Source organism: Cytobacillus firmus (genome assembly GCF_023657595.1).
Lineage (GTDB): Bacteria > Bacillota > Bacilli > Bacillales > Cytobacillaceae > Cytobacillus > Cytobacillus firmus_B.
Genome location: NZ_CP098323.1, coordinates 2,447,612 through 2,467,644 on the forward strand (window position 1 = coordinate 2,447,612; position 20,033 = coordinate 2,467,644).

The window sequence follows — 20,033 nt, forward strand, 5'->3', positions numbered from 1 at the left end:
TCACTCCTTCCACCTTTAAATAACATAGTTATTCTTTTTATTCATAATCGATAATGCTGTCAGTAAAGTAAAAACAATAAACATCATACCAGTGATTAAAAACCACCCGGAAGAAAATTGACCAGTCTTATCCACGATTAAACCGAACAAGGGCGGAATGATAATGGCCCCGGCTGATCCCAGTGTGATACTGATCCCGCTTGAGATGCCTGCTTGTTCTCTCGGCACCAATTCACTTGCAAGATTCATCCAGATGCCATTAAAGCCTGAAGCAGCAAATCCAAACAGAGCTGTAATGGGAGCCATTACCCAAAATGGGGCTGAAGTAATGACAGCAGCTGACGTACTGGCCATTGCGGTAATTATGGTTATAATCATAAGGATCACAACACGTTTTCCTTCAAACAGCCTATCGCTTATGATTCCCCAGGAAACCCTGCCAATGGTTCCGAATACTTCGGATATAACCAGGAGAATACCTGATAAAAAGATTGAAATCTTCAGCTGTTCATAGGCAAACAAAACAATGTACGTATTTAAACACATTTGAGTACCATTCAAACCGAGAGCACTAAAGCTTACCAGCATCAAAGCTTTATTTTTAAACATTTTAAACATTGATTTGTAAAATTGGAGCAAACTCATTCTGCTGCCTTTCGCTTGTTCCAGTTCAGGTGGATCCCGATAAAAATGATAGGAAACGAATCCGCCCGCCAATAAAAGAATGCAAGCGGTAAGAAGTACAAATCTCCAGCCAAAAGATACACTAAGCGGAAGCAGTATCAAACTGGCCAGAGCCGATCCTGCCGTGATGCCTGTTTGCTTTATTCCCATCGCGGTCCCCCGCTGTTTAAGCGGAAACCAATAAATGATGCCCCTGTTTGTTATCGGATGCATGGATCCATACCCTATTCCTCCGATGACAATCAATAACAGGACAAGCCAAAATTCATGGAGCATAGTCATGAAAAGATAGCCTAAGCCCATTAAAGCTGATGCGAGCACCAGTAATTTACGGGATCCTGCCAGGTCTGTCAGAAAGCCGGCAGGCACGGAAATAATGGCCTGGCCCAAAAACAATGCCGCCGGGAGCATGCCGATTTGTGACTTTGTCAGGGAAAGATCTTCCCCAATTAATACGCCCAGCGGACCAATACTGCGGCCGACAAATGCTACCATCAGCTGTGAGAGCAATAGAAACAATAGCATTCGCCATGGATTTTCAGTTAAGGCAAATTCTTTTTTTGCCAGTGAATTGCTCATAATCAATCATCTCTTTTTTGGCTCTTAGGCCTTTAAATTGATTGCTGATAAATCTTCCTCCAGCACTTTGCTTTTTGAAACAGCTGGAGCTAAGAGGGTTCCTGCAATACAAATTAAAAAGTTCAGCCCCAGTCCCAGAACACCGCCATGAATTCCATAGATGGTTTTGTAGCCTGTCCATGTAAGCAATCCGGCTAATATGGCTCCTGAAAGCATCCCCCAGAAGACAGCCTTTCCTGATAAGCGCTTCCAATATAAGCCCAATACAAAAGCAGGGAAAACCTGAACCAGCAATTCGAATTTCAATACAAAAATTTCATAAAGGGTTCCCGGAGGATTCCAGGCAATCCACAGAAGAAAGATGATGGCGATAATTCCGCATACTTTCCCAACCATAACCTTCTTGTGTTCAGATGCCTGAGGATTGATGAATTTCCCATATACATCATTTGAGAGCATCGATGAAAAACTGAGCAGAACTGAATCCGCTGTTGAGATAATGGCGGCCACAATGCCCCCAAAGAAAATGATCATAACCCAGTAGTAAAATGGATTAATGGCAGCTATTTCATTGGCCATCAAACCTACGAGCTGCTCAGAACCTGTCTTATCAAGGCCAGGAAAAAGCATGATTCCAATGATGCCCACCATAAATACAAGTCCTGTTGTAATAGGCGGCATCCATGCCATGCGGGCAAATGATTTTTTCAGTGTTTTTTCGCTTTGCGCAGAATATATTCTCTGAACAGCATGTGGATAAATACTTGCTCCAAGTCCAACCAGCAGGAGCATACTTAACCAATTAATATTCACTTCCATTGGAGGAACTGCCGTTTTTGCAGGCTCAATCTCTGCTACATATCTTGTAACATCAGAGAAATTTCCTCCGACGAGGTACAAGCCTCCAATGAGAAAGACGATGATGCCGATCATAAGAACAATGCCCTGCATAACATCTGTGAATGCAACCGCCTTCATTCCGCCCATCCATTCATAGGCAAGCATGACAGCAACGAAGACAATAACAGCAATCTGGTATGGAATGGTTCCGCCCGTCATTCCGGATACAGCCTGTCCGATTGCTACCAGCTGTTCTAATAGATAGTTTCCAAGCCCCCAAAGCATGAGAAAGATACTAAGCAATGTGACTGCCTTTGATTTAAAGCGGTGATCGATCCAGTCAGTAGGTGTTACAAAATTTCTTTTCTTTGCAATGACATAAAGCCTTGGTGCAAACAGTAAATAGATTCCGATAATAATTGTCATAAACGAGATGGACTGTATCCATGAGAAGCCTGTCCGATAGGCTGTCGGTGCATAGCCGACAATAGTATTTCCGCTATATTGCGTCGCATATAGGGTGAAAAAGAGTGCAATGAAACCGAGGTTTCTTCCGGCAAGATAATATCCTGAAAGACTGTGATGAAGGTTCTTATCGCCTCTGCCGGACAGGTAACCAATTAGCAGCATGATTATGGCAAATGCTGATAAGATAATGATCCCATCTGTGCCTGCAAATGCTAAATCATTCATGATTTATCCCCCTTTGCTCTTTCGGCTTCTTCCTGGTCCTCCACGATATTCCACTCATTCACACATAGCCAGCTTAAATACCCGCACATGAGAATGGAAAAAGCTGCAGAGATAAATGCCCATAACGGAAACCCGAGAATATAAGGTTCTGCAGCAGCATCCGGAAAATACCAGGGTACTACGCCAAGTGTTATGATGGCGAGGACTACCCAAATCCATTTCTTGCGAATAGGTTCTTTTATCGTTCTGTCTTCCATTCGACTGCCTCCCTATTAATTAATTTCGACGCCCAGCTTGTAGTAAATCTTATGTCCTGATTCAAAGGAGTCTATATTTTGAGATGATTGAAGGGTCGCTCCAATTTCATCCAATCCTTGTAACAGCTGATCTTTTCGATAGGAGCCTATCTCGAATTCTGACATGTATCCAAAAGAATCTTCTATTCTCTGACTCTCTAAATCGACTTTAATCTGATAGCCAGGTATTTCTCTTGTTTTCCGAAAAAGAAATTCTATATCCTGATCGGGCAAAACGACTGGCAGGATCCCATTTTTGAAACAATTATTATAGAAAATATCTGCGAATGATGGAGCCAGGATTACTTTTATTCCATATTCTGCAATCGCCCATGGTGCATGCTCCCTGGATGAGCCACATCCAAAATTTTTGCGGGTCAGCAGTATAGGCGCATTTCGGTATGGTTCGCGATTTAGAATGAAATCCGGCTTTTCCCTGTCATTTCCATATCGCCATTCATAGAAAAGAAATTTGCCAAACCCTGTTCTTTCAATACTTTTAAGAAATTGCTTCGGGATAATGGCATCTGTGTCAACATTTGCCGCATCAAGCGGAGCAACGATGCCTGTAAATCTCGTAAAAGATTTCATTTTAAACTGACCTCCTTTCTTTCCTTAACTGGCCACTCCCTCACATCTGTAAACCGCCCGGCAATCGCTGCAGCCGCTGCCATTACCGGGCTGACCAAATGGGTCCTGGCATTCCTTCCCTGCCTGCCTTCAAAGTTCCGGTTTGAGGTGGATGCACAGCGCTCTTCCGGAAGAACCAAATCCTCATTCATTCCCAGGCACATGCTGCAGCCCGCTTCTCTCCATTGGAAACCGGCCTCTATAAAAATCTGGTCAAGCCCTTCAGCCTCTGCCTGAATTTTTACTAGCTGTGAACCGGGAACAACCAAGGCTTCCACATGTTCCGCAACTTTAAAACCGTTTGCGATTTTAGCAGCCTTGCGGAGATCTTCAATTCGGCTGTTTGTACAGGAGCCGATAAAGACTTTGTCGATCCCTATTTCGGTGATCGGTGTTCCCGGTTCCAGACCCATATACTGCAGTGCCTTTTTTGCAGGCCGCACATGATCTTCAGACATATCTTCAAGTTTCGGGATAGTTTCTGTAATGCCGGCAACCTGGCCTGGATTCGTCCCCCAGGTAACCTGCGGGATGACTTCAGCAGCATTAAAATCAGCGGTCAAATCAAATTTTGCATCCTCATCTGTATAATATTGCTTCCACTCTTCAAGGGCTTCTTCCCATAGATTTCCTTCAGGAACCTCCTGTTTTCCTTTCAAGAACGCAAAGGTTTTGCTGTCAGGCTCAATTAGTCCAGCCCTCGCTCCCATTTCGATGCTCATATTACAGACGGTCATGCGCTCTTCCATCGTTAATTTCCGGATGGCTTCGCCGCGATATTCAACCACATATCCTGTTGCAAAATCATGTCCATATTTTCCAATGATTGAAAGAATCAGATCCTTGGCAGTAGTCCCCTGCGGCAATTGTCCATGTATATTTATTGCCAAAGTTTTTGATTTAAATTGCTTTAATGTCTGGGTGGCAAGAACATGTTCAACTTCACTTGTACCGATGCCAAAGGCAAGTGCTCCGAACGCACCATGTGTAGAGGTATGACTGTCGCCGCATACAATCGTCATCCCTGGCTGGGTTAATCCCAGTTCAGGAGCAATGACGTGTACGATTCCCTGATTACTGCTGTTCAAGTCAAAAAGCTGTATGCCGAAATCACTGCAGTTTTTTTCTAATGCATCGACTTGCTTCTTTGCGATTTCATCCCTGAATGGCAATGTGCGATCTGTTGTTGGGATGCTGTGGTCCATGGTCGCAACCGTCAGCTCAGGCTTTCTTACTCTGCGATTATTGATTCTTAAGCCTTCAAAAGCCTGCGGGGATGTGACTTCATGAATTAAATGAAGATCAATGTACAAAAGGGAAGGCTGGTTCTGCTGCTCAAGCACTGCATGTTTATCCCAAATTTTTTCATATAGAGTCCGCCCCATGTTGAAGCCCTCCTAAATGATATTTTTTTTCTTCAATTCTTCTAATCTATCTTCATCGAAACCAAGGAGGCCTGAGTAGATATCATTGTTATGCTTGCCCATCGCTTCAGGGCCGGCATGCTTCACTTCCCCTGGTGTCCTGCTTAATTTTGGAACAATGCCAGGCATTGGAAACTCCCCCAGCTGCGGATGATCAACTTTGATGATCATGTCCCGTTCTTTATAATGGGGATCTTCCAGAATATCTTTAGCTGAATAGATGAGCCCTGAAGGCACTCCTTTATCTTCAAGGATTTTTAGCGCTTCTTTAGCCGGGAGAGTCTTAGTCCATTCTTCGATCATGGAGTCAAGAAGCTTCATGTTCTCTCCTCTTGCATGATGTGTTGAAAATCTTGGGTCCTTCGCCAATTCCGGCTGCTCCATTGCCTCACATAATCTGCTGAACACTCCATCCGCATTGGCGCCGATCACGATATATGTTTTATCCTTTGTAAAATAAATATTGGATGGCGCAACACCTGGCAGAATATTGCCCATCCTTTCCCTTATGTATCCTGCTAGAAGATAATCCGGAATAATGCTTTCCATCACAGAGAATACAGATTCATAGAGGGCTGTATCGACTACCTGCCCCTTTCCTGAACGCTCCCTCTCATGTAAAGCAACCAGGCAGCCGATCGTGGCAAAAAGTGCTGCCAGTGTATCACCAATGGATACACCTATTCGCGATGGCGGCCTGTCAGGGAAACCGGTTACATTTCTTAGCCCCCCCATTGCTTCGCCGACACTGCCGAAGCCGGCACGATGCTTATACGGCCCAGTCTGTCCATATCCGGAAGTCCGGACCATTATTAATCTGGGGTTTATCTCCGACAATGTTTCGTAGGAAAGATTCCATTTTTCCATTGTGCCCGGGCGGAAATTCTCAATGACAACATCGGCTTCTTTAACAAGTTCTCTTAAAACCTGCTGCCCTTCTTCTTCGCGCAGGTTTAATGTGATTGATTTTTTATTTCGCGATTGAATCGGCCACCATAGCCCAACTCCATCCTTTGACTTTCCCCAGTTTCTCATGGGATCTGATTTTCCTGGAGGTTCAACCTTGATGATTTCAGCACCAAAGTCCCCAAGAAGACGTCCTGAAAATGGTCCAGCTAATAGTGTGCCAAGCTCAAGAACTCTTATATCTTGCAGTGGAAGCTGTTTTTCTGACATGTAATTCCCTCCTGTTATTTCTTGAATGCGCTTTTATATTTAAATTTTCTCAATCTTGTATACAAATTTAATTGTTTGTATACAATAAGTCAATAACAATTTTAAAATTTTCTGATATCTCTTTAAAAACATTGATTTGATTAAGTTTCAGTATAAATTTTCAGAATATTTGTTGTAATAATTTTCCCGTTTGTATACAATTAAGTTGAGGTGTTGTTATGGATGCATACGAATATATAAAAGATGCCATTATTGAAGGGAAATTTGTCCCTGGTATGCGGCTCGCTGAAGAGTCATTGGCTAAAAAGATGAATATTAGCCGCACTCCTATTAGAGAAGCAATTAGGCAGCTTGAAGCAGAAGGACTAGTTATTCCTTTAAAGCGCGGGGTCAGCGTAAGACATTTTACAAAAGATGATATTCGGCAAATTTATGACCTGCGCACCCTGCTCGAAGGATACGCTGCCAGCCAGGCGGCGATACATCGGACAGAAAGTGACCTTCTTAAAATGGAAAGTGCCAATATTTTATATGAAGAAGCAATTAGCCGGCATGTGGAATCCAATATGGAAAGCCTGAAAGATATTGTTCAGGTAAACCAGAAATTCCATGAAGCTATTGTCGCAGCTTCCAAAAATGAGCATATTCATTTCCACATTTCCAAGGTTGTCGTCGTTCCAATTGTGTTCCGGTCCTTCTATTGGTATAACAGCTTTCAGCTAAAGCAATCACTTGAGGTACATAAAACCATCCTGGAAGCGATCAAAAATCGGGAGCCTGAACGTGCCCGCATTGCGATGCACGAACATATTTACCAGGGCCGTGATCATGTTTTGAAGCATCTGGAGCAAATCAAAAACATTCATCTGCTGAAGGAGGAAGGAAAATGATTGAAATTTGTGAAGTTGGCCCCCGGGATGGGTTACAGAACGAGTGCAAAATGGTCTCAACGGAATCCAAAGTTGAACTGATTACAAGATTACTTGATTCCGGCATCCGCAATATAGAAGCCGTCTCTTTTGTCAATCCGAAGGTTGTTCCTCAGATGGCCGATGCAGAAGAAGTTCTGAAATCACTGCCTAAAAGAAATGGGGTCCGCTATGGCGGCCTGGTTTTAAGCCGGTCAGGGCTTGAACGTGCACTTAAGACCGATGTGGATTTTCTTCATGTTGTAACCACGACAAGTGATTCGTTCAATTTACGGAATGCGAAAAGGACTGTTGAGCAGGCTGTTGAAGAACTTAGTCAGGTAATTAAAGACGGTGCCTCTTCAGGCAAAGGTGTATCTGGAGTATTGGGCACCTCATTTGGATGTCCGTTTGAAGGAGAAGTTCCATTAGAAAACGTGCTGAAAGCGGCTGAAAGATTTTTAGAAGCCGGCTGTACTGAAATCACTCTGGCTGATACAACAGGTATGGCCAATCCTGTTCAGGTCCAAAAAGTGGCAGAAACATTCTTTGATACTTTTGGAATGGATCTTTCGCTTGGACTTCACTTCCATAATACGCGCGGTTTGGGACTGGCTAATGTATTGGCGGGATATCATGCGGGTGTCCGCCGCTTTGATTCATCCATCGCCGGATTAGGCGGATGCCCATTCGCACCAAAAGCAGTCGGGAATGTTTGTACAGAAGATATGATCAATATGTTCCACGGTATGGGTGCGGATACTGGGACAGATCTTCCTGTTGTACTGGAAACAGCCAAGTGGATGGAAACAGTGATGGAACGGCCGCTGGATGGGATGTTAATGAAAGCAGGAATAGCTTAATTTGAGGGAAAGCCATCTGTGGGATGGCTTTTTATTAGTCTAAAATGGCGGCTGCAGCTTTTGTTTGCAGGTTTTACTGATTTGTTTGCTAGTTTGGTGTTTTTCTTTGCATATTTTGTGTTCTATTTGCAAGTTTACTGTTTTATTTGCAAAGTTTACAATTAAGACATCAACTAGAAGCAACTCTTTTTTACCAACGGGGATTTACTTCCAATTAAATCCGGGGACCATGATAGATCCATTAACCTTTTGGTCCAAAGTACTTAAATAAGAATTGTTACCCTGATCCGCTCTGCATTTGTTCAATTGGGATATTGCCTTTTCTCTCCCGGATTCCATTCAGGCATTCACCTTACTATCGTTTCAAGTTTTACGATGAAGCCGGATACTCTTCTTTCCTTCTCACATTGTATATTAAAAAAAGAGTCTAGGTTCCTAGACCTAAACTCTATTACTTAAACCTGCTGATCAACTCTTTCAAATCTTCCGCCATACCCGTAAGCTGGTCAGCGGAAAGGGATATTTCCTCCATGGATGCAGCTTGTTCTTCAGTTGATGCCAGTACACTTTGTGTAGCCATGGCGGATTCATTTGCCACATGGGTTATCTCATCCATGGACTGGACCATTTGCCTGGAACCGACAGACATTTGCTGAATGGCTGAAGCGACTTCCTGCATTTGATTGGTCACCATGCTGACAGACTGGCGGATTTGTTTGAAGGAATCCCCTGCACCCTTCATGACTTCCATGCCCTCTGTTACTTCATGATTGACCGTATCCATGGTTTGGACAACCTGATGGGTTTCTTCCTGGATTTTTGAGATCAGCTGGCTGATTTGCAGAGTGGATTCCGCCGATTTTTCAGCGAGATTTCGGACCTCGTTCGCTACAACGGCAAAGCCCTTGCCCTGTTCTCCTGCCCGGGCCGCTTCAATGGCAGCATTCAATGCCAGAAGATTCGTTTGAGCAGCAATTCCGGTAATTACTTCGATAATCTTTCCGATCTCCTGTGAACGCTGGCCAAGACCTTTTACCACCTTGGATAAGTCCTGAACATTCACATGAATGGAATTCATCTGGCAGCCTGCTGTTGAAATGGATGCATCGCCATGATTTGCTTTTTCCAGTGAATCATTGATCTGTTCTGTAACCTGTTCTGAATTAGCCGCCACCTGTGTCAGTGCTTCAGACATCTGCATAATCACATTGGAGGCCGTTCCAACACCGTGGACCTGATTATCGGCGCCTGCAGCAATCTCTTCAATCACCTCAGCAATGTGGCTTGTTGCCATATTTGTCTGCTGTGCGCCGGATGATAGCTGCTGGGCATAATGTGTGACTTCGTCCGAAGCCAGAACCACTTTATTGAGCACATCCTGCCAGGCGGAGGCTGTATGATTCAATGCCGCAGCAATGGACCCAAGCTGGCCAACAGATTTCTCGTCCAGTCTTGAGGACATGTTTCCTTCTGCAAGTTCTTCAATGTAGGCATTAATTTTGCTGATAGGTGCAATAAACTTGCGGTAGTTCATAAATGCGGATAATATTCCCGCCAGTGTTCCAAGGATGACAATAAACCCGATGGTCATCCAAAAAGCACTGCCTTCAAGCCCGTTACCAACACATACTGCAATGCTGATGATCAATACAGTAGGAATAATGACGAATAAAGTACGGAGAATATAGTTAAGCTGGCTCATGTAACAGACTCCTTTATTATTATTTCACTAAAATAAATTCCAAATTCCCCCTATAATCTCATGTTATACCAATAGACAATTTGATTATAGTTGATAAAAGGAAGATATATCAATATATTTTGTAGAATTATTTTTAAATAATTGAAATAGTTTGTCACTTTTTGCTGTAAAAAATGCCAGCCTCCAAAGAAGCCGGCATTTCTACCAGATTATTCTGCTGCAGCAGTCCTTGTCTCTTTTTTCGCCATGGAAAGAGCTGCTGTGCCAAGAGCAATAATGATAAAAATACTTCCTGCAGCTGCGTTGTATTCAACGGAGGTTGTCTCAATCATGATTCCGCCGATCATGCTGCCGAATGCCATTCCCATGTGAACTGCAGAATTGTTCAATGTCTGCTGAATATCCGAAGTTTCCGGTGTTACTTCAATTAAGTAGCTGTGTATGGCCGGTGTGACTGCCCAGCTGAGCATACTCCAAATGACTACTGTGAAAAGGAATACCGGCAGGGAAAAAGCTGCAAACGGCAAGGCAAAAAGCGTAATTCCGAACATGGCAACGAGCGTTAAAATAACCGATTTTGCACCGAAACGGTCTGCCAGGTGGCCGCCAAGGCCGCCACCGATTACCGCCGCAATCCCGAAAATCATGTAGACAATACTGACCCAGTTTCCATCCAGACCCATATTCATTTTCAGGAAAGGTGTCAGGTATCCGTAAAAAGCTAAGTGGCCTGTCATTAGTAAAAAGGATGTTATCTGTATGAGCGCTATTTTCCTGCTTTTCAGCGTTTTAAGCTGTACGCCAATCGGCACAGCAGGCTTTGGAGCAACCTTTCCAAGAAAGAAGTAAACCCCGGCCATTGATAAAAGTGTAAGTGCTGATATCAGTACAAATGGGGCCCGCCAGCCAAAAGCATTTCCAAGCATTAATCCAATGGGAACACCAAGTACAAGGGATGCACTAATTCCCATAAACACGATTCCGATCGCACGTGCACGAAATTCTTCTGAAACGATGTATGATGCCATTGTCATGCACAAGGCAATAAGCAGTGAGCCGCTTGCTGCCGCCAGAATTCGGCCGACTAATAAAACACCGTAAAACGGACTGAATACAGCCACAATGTTCCCGGCCAAAAATACAGCCAATGATATCATCATTAAACGGCTGCGTTCCATTTTAACTGTCATTGTGAGCAGGACAGGTGCTGCGATAGCAAAGGCAAGCGAAAATACCGTAATTAACAGGCCCGCCTGCCCCAAGCTGACACCCAGATCTGAAGCGACAAGATCCAGCAGACCGCCTATAATCAATTCCACCATTCCAACGACAAATGATATGATTGCCAATAAGTAGATGCGTTTATCCAAGCTGAACTTCCTCTCTATTATCCTAGCGATTATCTTCATTTCAATAAAATAACATCTTAACATATCTGACCGTGCAAGCTCAAAGGATAGAATAATCTAAAAATAAAAGGTGAATTATTGTAAATAAAAATCATTTTTTGGGAAAAAATAAAAATACTTCCCTAAGACAACTTCCATAATTTACATGTTTGAATATAACAGTAAAATAGGAATGTAATTAACAAATACTGTAAAGGAGTTGATTCATTTGTTGGACAATCAAGCAAAGAAAGGTCATACATTATCCCCTCTGACCCCACCTGGAATAGAAGAAATACAGCCGGCCGGTACAACTCCTATTGACACAAATGCCATCAAAAGCATGGAACCTGAATTCGATCTGACTGGAACCGTTTTAAACGACTATAATTAAGCGACAATCCCTGCGGGTCTCCAGCAGGGATTTTTTTATCGCAGTCTAACGGGCAGTAAGACCCCCACTTCAAGACTCAGAGGGAATAAAGGAGGATAGGCGGGGGTCAAACTGCCCAATCTAGCTGCGGCTCCTAGGGGCTCGCTTGTCACCCCTAGGTAAGTCGCCTCGTTTTATAATGTAAAGGCCCGAAAAAAAGAACAAAGACTAAGAACGCCACCTCCTCCCAAAAGCTGCCGCTTTCGGTCGTGCGATGTATCGCTGCCGTAGCTTTCCTTGTCCTGTGGCAACGTCTTTGTGACCCACTTTCCGTGAGCCTCAACTAACAATCAGTGGGAATAAGGAAAACCCCCTGATTGAAGTTTCACTTTATGGAAAGTTTGTCCGAGGGGAAGCATATGCATGTAATATTCCTTGTGATTAAGCTGGGAAAATAACCAAATGGAGCAGGATTATGATTTATTTATTAGTGGTTATTTTCATAATTGTTCTTGTCATGCCGTTTCTATCTGAGTTTGTGGAAAAAAATCTGGAGATGTTTTTATTTGTAATGGGGCTTTCCGCAGCACTCGCTAGCGGAGTTCTAAACAGCGGTCTTTTTGTACAAGCGGCACAGGAGCCTGTAAAAATTACACTCGCTGTCTTTATTGCGGGCCTCTTGTTTAAGTGGTTTCAGGCAAATCTGGAAAAAAGCATCCTTTCAGTAAGCCGGCGCATGCCGTTTCGATTATTTGCAGCATTGATGGTCATTTTCCTGGGATTAATTTCAAGTGTTATTACCGCTATTATTGCTGCACTGGTTCTTGTGTTAATTATTAGTGCCCTAAGGCTTGATAGAACCTCAGAAGTCAGGCTGACAGTACTCGCCTGTTTCTCGATTGGCCTTGGCGCAGCACTGACGCCAATTGGCGAACCGCTTTCCACCATTGCCATCAGTAAAATGAAAGAAGACTTTTTCTTTTTGATGGATTTGGTTGGACCGCAAATTATTATTGCCCTCGTGTTTTTCGGCATCATGGCAGCGATAGCTGTTAAACCGCCTAGTTCTGGCAAAGCTTCCTTTACCAAAAAGCCTGCCAGTGAAAACTATGAAGAAATCTTTGTCAGGGCTTTGAAGATTTACTTTTTTGTCATGGGCCTGACGATGCTTGGGGCCGGTTTTGAACCGCTGATTAATCACTTTTTAATCGGTTTAAATCCGCTTCTGTTATATTGGATCAATATGATTTCTGCTGTACTTGACAATGCTACCCTTGCTGCAGCTGAAATCAGTCCATCTATGGACCATTTCACCGTTCAATCGATTCTTCTGGGACTCCTGATCAGCGGCGGAATGCTGATCCCCGGAAATATTCCCAATATTATTGCTGCCGGTAAACTGCAGATAACGAGTAAAGAGTGGGCCGTATTCGGAGTGCCTTTTGGATTGGTCACGATGATAGGATATTTTGTGCTTATTTTATTCAGTGGGAATTAAAAGGGCTGCGTGCAGTCCTTTTTTATTTATCTTATTTAGTTTCCATAACATTATTATTATTTACTAAAAAGAAGCTGCATCTCGCAGCTTCCAATTTCATATCCTATTCATTTTTATAATGGCCGCTATGTTCCTCGCTGTTCTTTCCATATGAAGTGCTGCTTTCTCAAAAGCATCCGGAAGGGTTATCACGCCAGGAACTATGCTGAAAAGTGCATCAATACCGTGGTCATGGACGATATGGCTGTCGTCTGATAAGGAACCTGCAAGACCGAATACGGGTATTCCGTGCTTCTTTGCCGCTTTTGCCACCCCAATTGGCGTTTTTCCATAAATCGTCTGGCTGTCAATCCTGCCTTCGCCTGTAATGACAAGGTCAGCACCTTTTACTTCCTCCTCAAAGTTAACCGCGTCAAGGACAATATCAATTCCTCTTTTTAAGTCAGCATTTAAGAATGCAAGCAGACTTCCGCCTATCCCTCCGGCCGCACCTGCCCCCTCTATATCGCGAAATGGTTTGCCGAGTGCATGTTCAACAATATCTGCAAAATGGCCCAGATTCCGATCCAGCAGCTGTACCATTTCTTGTGTCGCCCCTTTTTGCGGCCCAAAGATAGCGGAAGCACCTTTTGGACCAGTTAATGGGTTATCAACATCGCATGCTACTTCAATATGGATGTCCCGAAGCCGTGGGTCGAGGTTTGACATGTCGATGGCTGAAAGCTCAGCAAGCGCCACTCCGCCCGGACCGATTTCCCTGCCCGTTTTACCATAAAGCTTTCCGCCTAATGCCTGTATCATTCCCGCTCCCGCATCATTTGTCGCACTTCCTCCGATACCAATTATGATGTGCTGAACTCCTGTGTCCGCTGCGGCAGTGATTAATTCACCTGTTCCCCTCGTTGAAGTGAGTAAGGGGTTCCGTTTTTCTGGAGGAACCAGATGCAAGCCGGATGCAGCGGCCATTTCAATGACAGCTGTCTTTCCATCCCCCATTAAGCCAAAGAATGCCTGTACCGGTTCTCCCAGCGGACCCGTGACAGTACACTCAATCATTCTTCCGTATGTTGCATCTACAAGCGATTGGACCGTTCCCTCTCCTCCGTCAGCCATCGGCATTTTTTTATATTGAGCATCTGGAAAAATTGATTTAAACCCTCGTTCAATGGCATTCGCTGCCTCTAGTGCCGATAAACTCTCCTTAAAAGAATCCGGCGCAATAACTATTTTCATTCCTGATCTCACCTTTCTTTAGCCTAATAGCTTAAAGACTCCAAATATCAGAGTTGAAATAACAGCAAGAGTTAAACCGATAAGCGACTCATATGGCATTTGCTTCAATCGTTCTTTCATATCCATATTGACGCTTCCTGCGGTTGAGTGGAAAAAACTTTCATTCGGCAAATAGTCCAGTACGGTAGCCCCAGCATGAATCATGGCTGCTCCTGCTAAAGCTGATATTCTCGACCATTCCATAAGCAGGCGGAACTTTTTTCAAGATTAATAGTATGGCAATGACTAAAGCTGATATCGCGCCTAAAGTGCTTACAGTTACATCCATTATGAGCCCTCCCGTGATGATTTGCTTATGTATCCATTGTAAGCGTTTGCGCGTATTGTTTCATTGTGTATGCTGATGAAAAAAAGCGGTCAGAACTTTACTATAATTGTGCACATGCACAATCATTGACGCGATTTGAATAATTTCGCTACATATAGTTCAAGCATCATCTTCACATTCCGCGGGTCTCTTCCAGTTATTTCTGTTATCTTATCCAGGCGGTATCTCAGAGTATTGCGGTGGATAAATAAGTGGTCTGCTATTTTGCCAAGATCCCCTCCTTCTTTCATAAAAACATCAAGAGTATGTGCCAGCTCCCCTTTTTTATCCTGCTCCATGAGCCGGTCATAGAAAGAAATTGCCTCAGTGTCCTTTAGTCCAAGCGTGCATATCTCAGCTTCGAGCCAGTATTTATCATAACTGTAAAAGCCTGCGTCGGGCTGAATCCTGGGTCCAAGTTCAGTAAGCTGCCGTGCATGCCGAAAAGACGATTTTAAGCCGTTCATGTTTTCTGAAGAATTCCCTATCCCAATAACCGCTTTCCTCTTTGAAAGGCTGTCAATCCTCTTTAAAGCTGAGATCTGTTCAGACTGTCCCCCTGCCTTTAAAATTACAATTTCATTGTTGAACGTTACCCCTGTTAAATCCTGGTTTCCTAACTCAAAATGAATGGCATTAATAAGCTTTTGATTCTCAGTACCCAGCTCTTCCGGCAGCTTCAGTACAATGGCTGTCCGCGGAATTTTAAGATCGTATCCCAAAAACCCGGCCCTCTCTTCCAGCCAGGCTTCATTTAAAGGTTCTTCAGAAATAAGCAGGTTTACAATCTCGCCCTGGAGACGCTGCTTCCACTGTACTCTTTCCAGCAAAAAAGACTGCTCCAGAACGAGTTCTGCTGCCATTTTAACAAGCTCTGCATAATTCTGGATTTGCTCAGGTTCCCCCGTGATGCCGACTACACCAATAATTTGATTGTTAAACTGGATGGGCAAATTGATTCCCGGCTTGGCTCCTTTCAGTCCGGCAGCACTTTTTTCATCAATTACCACACTTTTGCCTTTTTTAAGGACCAATAAAGCGCCGTCATGAACCTGGTTGATCCTTTCCTTCTCACCTGATCCGATTATAATGCCTTCCTCATTCATAACATTTATATTTTTATTAAGAATTTTCATCGTACGCTCCACTATTTCCTGAGCGAGTTCATAGGATAAAAAGTGCACCATTCACTCCGCCTTCCTGATAGATTACTAACAATGTATCATAGTAAATTTGCACAATAAACAAAATAAAAACCGTGTGACAAGACACGGTTAAGAAGTTGTTTATGCTAATGTCTGCAGGTATGCCCATTTGTGTTCCCGTTCATCCTCTGAAAGGCGGTAACGGTCATCCAGCAGTTCGGCAAGCAGCTCATTTTTTTCCGACGGAGGGATAGAAAGCTTTTTAATATAATCGCGGCAGTTTCCAAGGAATTCTGAATATCCCGTCCAGCTCTCATCAAATTGTTCATCCAGCTGTTTTTTGAGCATCCGGGTCAGCTTTGGGCTTGCACCATTTGAGGTGACAGCGATTTGAAGAGGACCGCGCTTTACAGCTGCCGGGAAGATTACATTTCCTTCTCCTGCTTCATCGACCACGCAAACCAGCTGATCTGAATTTAGTGATTTAGCCAGTGCATGGTTAGCTTCACGTTCATTTGTAGCCAGAATCGATAAAAAAGCATCTTTAAAATCATCTGCGGAAGCTTCCCGCTGAATGAGTTCATAGCCTCTTTGATGGGCTAAATGAAGAAGCTCATCTGTAAAATCAGGAGCAACAAATGTGATATGGGCATTTTCTCCATCTAGTGTTTTCGCCTTTCGAAAAGCAATTCTGCCTCCGCCAGCAATAACGATTCTCTTGTTGGTTAGATCAATGAATAACGGCTGCATTCTCATTCACCTCTCCATTCGCTTTTTTAGCGACCAGGTTTTGGATAGCGGTATGTTTTCCCAGTGTATCAGTAAGATTCACAGTAAAGCCTGCTTTTACTTTCTTATTTACTTCTCTTACAACTTCACTTAATAAAAGCCCTGAGAATAGTAGATATGGGATGACAATCACATTGCCGCTTGCCTTCTGGCATATGGAGTCAAGACCATCCTGGAAGGACGGAGCAGCGGCTGCCAGATAGCAGACCTGCACATTTTTCACACGGAGACGATTGCTGATGCTGTTTTTGATAGAGTCAAAAGCTCTTAGAATGGAAGGATCACTGCTGCCTCTTCCCACAATTAAAACAGAATCTAAAGGAGATATCGGCTGGGCATCTGCTGTAACAAGCTCTGCAATGGCGTCTAGAATAGTGTCCTGGACTCCAAAAGGGTCCGCCATCTTTACGATGATGCCGTGATATTTTTCTATTAAAGGGGCAAGCTCTTCAGGAATATCCTTCTTGATATGGCCGGCTGCAAGTAAAAATAAAGGCACAATGACAATTTCGGAGGCGCCTTTCCGCACACAGTATTCAAAGCCGGTTTCAATATCAGGCTCTGTTAATTCCAGAAAACAAAGCTTTTGAATGGGAGCATCGACTTTTTTCATAACACCTTCTATAAAAAGGTTTGTTTCGGCAGCTCCTTTTTTGGAACGTGTGCCATGGCCGATGTATAGGACCGCTTTCATTATTTGGGCTCCCTCCTTTTTTAAAACCGCCGTTTATCCTTGCACAGCAGGCAGATTTGGTACAATTTCTTCTTCAAACCAATTAATTTTATGGTGCATGGAGACTACATTTCCAATGACGATCATGCTTGGATTTGTGATGTTGGATTCTTTCACTTTGTTCTCAATAGTAGCAAGCGTGCCAGCAACGGTCCGCTGCTCTGAAAGGGTTCCCCAGTGAACGAGGGCAATCGGTGTTTGAGGTGATTTCCCATTTTGAATAAGGTTTTTCACAATATTAGGCAAATGGGACACACCCATATATACACAAATCGTGTCTACTGCATGCGCCAGATGTGCCCACTGGTGCTCAGCTTCTTCGTTTCCTGCCTGGTGTCCTGTAACAAAGGCGAAACTTTTGCTTAAGGTTCGGTGTGTGACCGGAATCCCCGCATAAGCTGATGCCGCGATCCCTGCAGTGACTCCGGGCACAATTTCAAATGGCACATCATGATTGGCACACTCTTCTGCCTCTTCCCCGCCTCTGCCGAATACAAATGGATCTCCGCCTTTCAGCCGGCAGACCTGAAGACCTTTTTTCGCATATTTGACGAGCAGATGATTAATGGTTTCCTGTTTCATCACATGATGATTGGGGAGTTTGCCGCAATATACCAGCTGGGCTTCTTTTTTCGCATAATTTAATAGTTCACGGTTAACGAGACGATCATAAAGAACGACATCTGCCTCCTGCAGGCAGCGCATTCCCTTAACAGTCATCAGGTCCGGGTCACCCGGTCCGGCACCTACTAAATAAACTTTTCCTGTCATACTCATGCCCGCCCTTTCTGTATTGTCTTATAATATATGCACTTTAACGCTTTTCCTAGGCTGGTAATCTAATTGTTTTCTATAATACCATTTTTCAGGGTGAAATAGTAGGAATTATTTTTTTCAGAAAAGGAGTCTCCTATTAAAAGAGACTCCCGGTTCTTATAAAATAATCTTTTCACGCAAATGTGTTAATATTTGCCCGACTGCTTCTTCTACTGTGTACTGATCAGATCGGACCGTAATTTCAGGGCTTTCAGGTGATTCGTACGGGGAATCGATTCCTGTAAAGTCCTTAATTTCCCCGCGTCTGGCTTTTGCGTATAATTGCTTTGGATCCCGCCGTTCGCATTCTTCGAGCGGACAGTCGATAAAGACTTCAATAAATTCCCCTTCTTCAAACAGCGCCCTGACTGTTTCCCTGTCCGACCGGAAAGGAGAAATGAACGCTGTTGTAACGATCTTGCCGCTGTCCACAAACAGCTTCGCGACTTCTCCGATGCGCCTGATATTTTCATTTCTGTCTGCCTCTGAAAAGCCAAGATCTTTATTTAAGCCGTGTCTGACATTGTCACCGTCCAGGACATATTCATTGATGCCCTGGCGGAATAGTTCGTGAGATACTGCATTTGCAATCGTTGATTTGCCTGAGCCTGATAGGCCGGTAAACCAGAGGACCACACTTCCGTGGCCGTTCTGTGCCCGCCTGTCTTCCTTCGTAATCGCCGCATCATGCCAGGTGATGTTGGTTGCCTTTGTCATGTTTACCCTCCCCTTATACCGTTTCTTTTTCTCTCATGCCTTCTATTAACACTTCGACAACCTCTTTGCGGCTGAAGGTGGATGGCGGCAGCTCCCCGTTCCGGAGCATTTCCCTTACCTTTGTGCCGGATAGAATGACGCGGTCTTCTTTGCTGTGCGGGCACGTTTTATCAGATGCCATGCCTTCACACTTATTGCAGTAGAAGCTATGCTCGAAGAACAGCGGTTTGATGCCAAGCTCTTCTTCTGTAAAATGGCTGAAAATATGCTGCGCATCATATGTGCCATAATAATTGCCGACACCGGCATGGTCTCTTCCGACGATGAAGTGTGTGCAGCCGAAGTTTTTTCTTGCAATCGCATGGAAGATCGCTTCTCGCGGCCCCGCATATCGCATCGCTGCTGGATAGACTGCCAGCTGTGTGCGCTCTTTTGGATAGTAATTTTCCAGGAGGACCCGGTAGCTCTTAAGACGGACATCTGCAGGGATGTCATCTGATTTTGTTTCACCCACAAGCGGGTTCAAAAATAGCCCATCCACCGTTTCCAGCGCAGCTTTTTGAATGTATTCGTGTGCTCTGTGCACAGGGTTTCTAGTCTGGAAGCCAACCACTGTTTTCCAGCCCTTTTCTTCAAACAGTGCCCTTGTTTCTTTAGGCTCGAACCATACATCCTCTGCTACACCTTTGCCAGGCTTTTTAATCAGCGTTACCTCACCGGCAACATAAACCGGACCGCGTTCAAAAAGCCTTTTTACACCGGGATGTGCCTGCTCCTCCGTTTTGTAGACTTCACGCGCCTCTTTGCTCAGGTCCGGCTCATACCATTCTGATACCGTGATGACTCCGTATACTTCACCTTCGCGAACCAGCTTAAACTTTTCACCGGCTGCAAGCTCTTTGGCTTTTTCCGCTTGAACAGGGAGTGTAACCGGAATGGACCAAATCGTTCCGTCTGCCAGTCTCATTTTTTCAACAACAGATTCATAGTCTGCTTTAGCAAGGAAACCTGTCAGAGGACTGAATAAGCCAACACCTATAAGTTCCAGATCACTCAGTGCGATGGCATCTATTAAGATTTCTTTTTCAATTCCTGTCAGGTCATAATTGGGATTGTAGTTTTGAATTAATTTTCCTCCATGAGGTTTCGGCAGAGCCATTTTTGATCAACCTTTCTTTT

General features: G+C 44.0%; 20 protein-coding genes and 1 pseudogene. 4 read left to right on the forward strand and 17 right to left on the reverse strand.

The features are described 5' to 3' along the window. Positions 1–15: 15 nt before the first annotated feature. The 6 genes from NAF01_RS12435 to NAF01_RS12460 are packed head-to-tail and all read right to left on the reverse strand — an operon-like array spanning position 16 to position 6,322. A complete protein-coding gene (locus NAF01_RS12435) occupies positions 16–1,263 on the reverse strand; it encodes an MFS transporter (RefSeq protein ID WP_250802385.1) in 1,248 nt (415 codons plus the stop codon). Between the two features lie 24 nt (positions 1,264–1,287). Further along, entirely contained in the window at positions 1,288–2,796 is a 1,509-nt protein-coding gene (locus NAF01_RS12440) for a sodium:solute symporter family protein (protein WP_248347464.1), read from the reverse strand. Further along, positions 2,793–3,053, reverse strand: coding sequence for a hypothetical protein (locus NAF01_RS12445; protein WP_248347465.1), 261 nt, complete (start codon positions 3,051–3,053; stop codon positions 2,793–2,795). Before NAF01_RS12445 ends, NAF01_RS12440 begins: the two co-directional genes overlap by 4 nt. A 15-nt stretch (positions 3,054–3,068) precedes the next feature. After that, complete coding sequence (gene leuD / locus NAF01_RS12450) at positions 3,069–3,683, reverse strand: 3-isopropylmalate dehydratase small subunit (protein ID WP_250802386.1); 615 nt, start codon at positions 3,681–3,683, stop codon at positions 3,069–3,071. Continuing rightward, positions 3,680–5,107 carry a 3-isopropylmalate dehydratase large subunit gene (leuC, locus tag NAF01_RS12455; RefSeq protein WP_250802387.1) on the reverse strand — a complete coding sequence of 476 codons (1,428 nt, stop codon included), beginning with the start codon at positions 5,105–5,107 and terminating at the stop codon, positions 3,680–3,682. The genes leuD and leuC overlap by 4 nt, the downstream gene beginning before the upstream one ends. A 12-nt stretch (positions 5,108–5,119) precedes the next feature. Continuing rightward, positions 5,120–6,322 (reverse strand): CaiB/BaiF CoA transferase family protein, encoded by a 1,203-nt coding sequence (locus NAF01_RS12460; RefSeq protein WP_227887278.1) that lies wholly within the window; start codon positions 6,320–6,322, stop codon positions 5,120–5,122. 218 nt (positions 6,323–6,540) lie between these two features. Between NAF01_RS12460 and NAF01_RS12465 the strand changes: the two genes are divergently transcribed. Beyond that, the gene (locus tag NAF01_RS12465) at positions 6,541–7,212 is read left to right on the forward strand and encodes a GntR family transcriptional regulator (protein ID WP_197206862.1); all 672 of its coding nucleotides are present in this window, start codon (positions 6,541–6,543) and stop codon (positions 7,210–7,212) included. After that, positions 7,209–8,093 carry a hydroxymethylglutaryl-CoA lyase gene (locus NAF01_RS12470; RefSeq protein ID WP_250802388.1) on the forward strand — a complete coding sequence of 295 codons (885 nt, stop codon included), beginning with the start codon at positions 7,209–7,211 and terminating at the stop codon, positions 8,091–8,093. The genes NAF01_RS12465 and NAF01_RS12470 overlap by 4 nt, the downstream gene beginning before the upstream one ends. A 451-nt stretch (positions 8,094–8,544) precedes the next feature. On the opposite strand, the gene NAF01_RS12475 is transcribed toward NAF01_RS12470, so the two are convergent. Together NAF01_RS12475 and NAF01_RS12480 are read right to left on the reverse strand one after the other, a co-directional pair. Continuing rightward, positions 8,545–9,795 carry a methyl-accepting chemotaxis protein gene (locus NAF01_RS12475; protein ID WP_250802389.1) on the reverse strand — a complete coding sequence of 417 codons (1,251 nt, stop codon included), beginning with the start codon at positions 9,793–9,795 and terminating at the stop codon, positions 8,545–8,547. Between the two features lie 209 nt (positions 9,796–10,004). Then, positions 10,005–11,165, reverse strand: a complete 1,161-nt coding sequence (locus NAF01_RS12480; protein WP_250802390.1) for an MFS transporter — start codon at positions 11,163–11,165, stop codon at positions 10,005–10,007. A 247-nt stretch (positions 11,166–11,412) separates the two neighbouring features. Here NAF01_RS12480 and NAF01_RS12485 point away from each other — a divergent pair, with 247 nt between their 5' ends. Further along, on the forward strand, positions 11,413–11,577 hold the full coding sequence (locus NAF01_RS12485) for a hypothetical protein (RefSeq protein WP_197087787.1): 165 nt from the start codon (positions 11,413–11,415) through the stop codon (positions 11,575–11,577). A 454-nt stretch (positions 11,578–12,031) separates the two neighbouring features. Then, positions 12,032–13,054 carry a DUF1646 family protein gene (locus NAF01_RS12490; RefSeq protein WP_222500249.1) on the forward strand — a complete coding sequence of 341 codons (1,023 nt, stop codon included), beginning with the start codon at positions 12,032–12,034 and terminating at the stop codon, positions 13,052–13,054. 96 nt (positions 13,055–13,150) lie between these two features. On the opposite strand, the gene NAF01_RS12495 is transcribed toward NAF01_RS12490, so the two are convergent. The 9 genes and pseudogenes from NAF01_RS12495 to sat all read right to left on the reverse strand — a co-directional run bounded on the left by NAF01_RS12495 (position 13,151) and on the right by sat (position 20,013). Next, positions 13,151–14,287 carry a glycerate kinase gene (locus NAF01_RS12495; protein WP_250802391.1) on the reverse strand — a complete coding sequence of 379 codons (1,137 nt, stop codon included), beginning with the start codon at positions 14,285–14,287 and terminating at the stop codon, positions 13,151–13,153. A gap of 18 nt (positions 14,288–14,305) precedes the next feature. Then, positions 14,306–14,515, reverse strand: a pseudogene (locus NAF01_RS12500) (GntP family permease); the annotation flags it as partial. Next, a complete protein-coding gene (locus NAF01_RS12505) occupies positions 14,448–14,615 on the reverse strand; it encodes a hypothetical protein (protein ID WP_250802537.1) in 168 nt (55 codons plus the stop codon). The gene NAF01_RS12505 and the pseudogene NAF01_RS12500, both read right to left, overlap by 68 nt. Before the next feature lie 122 nt (positions 14,616–14,737). After that, positions 14,738–15,838, reverse strand: coding sequence for a CdaR family transcriptional regulator (locus tag NAF01_RS12510; RefSeq protein ID WP_226620155.1), 1,101 nt, complete (start codon positions 15,836–15,838; stop codon positions 14,738–14,740). A 102-nt stretch (positions 15,839–15,940) separates the two neighbouring features. Further along, a complete protein-coding gene (locus NAF01_RS12515) occupies positions 15,941–16,549 on the reverse strand; it encodes a precorrin-2 dehydrogenase/sirohydrochlorin ferrochelatase family protein (protein WP_226620145.1) in 609 nt (202 codons plus the stop codon). Next, on the reverse strand, positions 16,530–17,282 hold the full coding sequence (locus NAF01_RS12520; protein WP_226620146.1) for a sirohydrochlorin chelatase: 753 nt from the start codon (positions 17,280–17,282) through the stop codon (positions 16,530–16,532). Before NAF01_RS12520 ends, NAF01_RS12515 begins: the two co-directional genes overlap by 20 nt. Before the next feature lie 33 nt (positions 17,283–17,315). Further along, a complete protein-coding gene (gene cobA, locus NAF01_RS12525; protein WP_226620147.1) occupies positions 17,316–18,092 on the reverse strand; it encodes a uroporphyrinogen-III C-methyltransferase in 777 nt (258 codons plus the stop codon). A gap of 162 nt (positions 18,093–18,254) precedes the next feature. After that, positions 18,255–18,854 carry an adenylyl-sulfate kinase gene (gene cysC, locus NAF01_RS12530; protein WP_226620148.1) on the reverse strand — a complete coding sequence of 200 codons (600 nt, stop codon included), beginning with the start codon at positions 18,852–18,854 and terminating at the stop codon, positions 18,255–18,257. A 13-nt stretch (positions 18,855–18,867) separates the two neighbouring features. Beyond that, positions 18,868–20,013 carry a sulfate adenylyltransferase gene (gene sat / locus NAF01_RS12535; RefSeq protein WP_226620149.1) on the reverse strand — a complete coding sequence of 382 codons (1,146 nt, stop codon included), beginning with the start codon at positions 20,011–20,013 and terminating at the stop codon, positions 18,868–18,870. Positions 20,014–20,033 lie beyond the last annotated feature (20 nt).

Bases quoted from the DNA above. Each gene is read 5' to 3' on its own strand.
- NAF01_RS12495 (WP_250802391.1), bottom strand. From the start codon at position 14,287: ATGAAAATAGTTATTGCGCCGGATTCTTTTAAGGAGAGTTTATCGGCA.
- cysC (WP_226620148.1), bottom strand. From the start codon at position 18,854: ATGACAAAGGCAACCAACATCACCTGGCATGATGCGGCGATTACGAAG.
- leuC (WP_250802387.1), bottom strand. From the start codon at position 5,107: ATGGGGCGGACTCTATATGAAAAAATTTGGGATAAACATGCAGTGCTT.
- leuD (WP_250802386.1), bottom strand. From the start codon at position 3,683: ATGAAATCTTTTACGAGATTTACAGGCATCGTTGCTCCGCTTGATGCG.
- NAF01_RS12475 (WP_250802389.1), bottom strand. From the start codon at position 9,795: ATGAGCCAGCTTAACTATATTCTCCGTACTTTATTCGTCATTATTCCT.
- NAF01_RS12520 (WP_226620146.1), bottom strand. From the start codon at position 17,282: ATGAAAGCGGTCCTATACATCGGCCATGGCACACGTTCCAAAAAAGGA.
- cobA (WP_226620147.1), bottom strand. From the start codon at position 18,092: ATGACAGGAAAAGTTTATTTAGTAGGTGCCGGACCGGGTGACCCGGAC.
- NAF01_RS12505 (WP_250802537.1), bottom strand. From the start codon at position 14,615: ATGGATGTAACTGTAAGCACTTTAGGCGCGATATCAGCTTTAGTCATT.
- NAF01_RS12460 (WP_227887278.1), bottom strand. From the start codon at position 6,322: ATGTCAGAAAAACAGCTTCCACTGCAAGATATAAGAGTTCTTGAGCTT.
- NAF01_RS12445 (WP_248347465.1), bottom strand. From the start codon at position 3,053: ATGGAAGACAGAACGATAAAAGAACCTATTCGCAAGAAATGGATTTGG.
- NAF01_RS12490 (WP_222500249.1), top strand. From the start codon at position 12,032: ATGATTTATTTATTAGTGGTTATTTTCATAATTGTTCTTGTCATGCCG.
- NAF01_RS12470 (WP_250802388.1), top strand. From the start codon at position 7,209: ATGATTGAAATTTGTGAAGTTGGCCCCCGGGATGGGTTACAGAACGAG.
- NAF01_RS12515 (WP_226620145.1), bottom strand. From the start codon at position 16,549: ATGCAGCCGTTATTCATTGATCTAACCAACAAGAGAATCGTTATTGCT.
- sat (WP_226620149.1), bottom strand. From the start codon at position 20,013: ATGGCTCTGCCGAAACCTCATGGAGGAAAATTAATTCAAAACTACAAT.
- NAF01_RS12435 (WP_250802385.1), bottom strand. From the start codon at position 1,263: ATGAGCAATTCACTGGCAAAAAAAGAATTTGCCTTAACTGAAAATCCA.
- NAF01_RS12440 (WP_248347464.1), bottom strand. From the start codon at position 2,796: ATGAATGATTTAGCATTTGCAGGCACAGATGGGATCATTATCTTATCA.
- NAF01_RS12465 (WP_197206862.1), top strand. From the start codon at position 6,541: ATGGATGCATACGAATATATAAAAGATGCCATTATTGAAGGGAAATTT.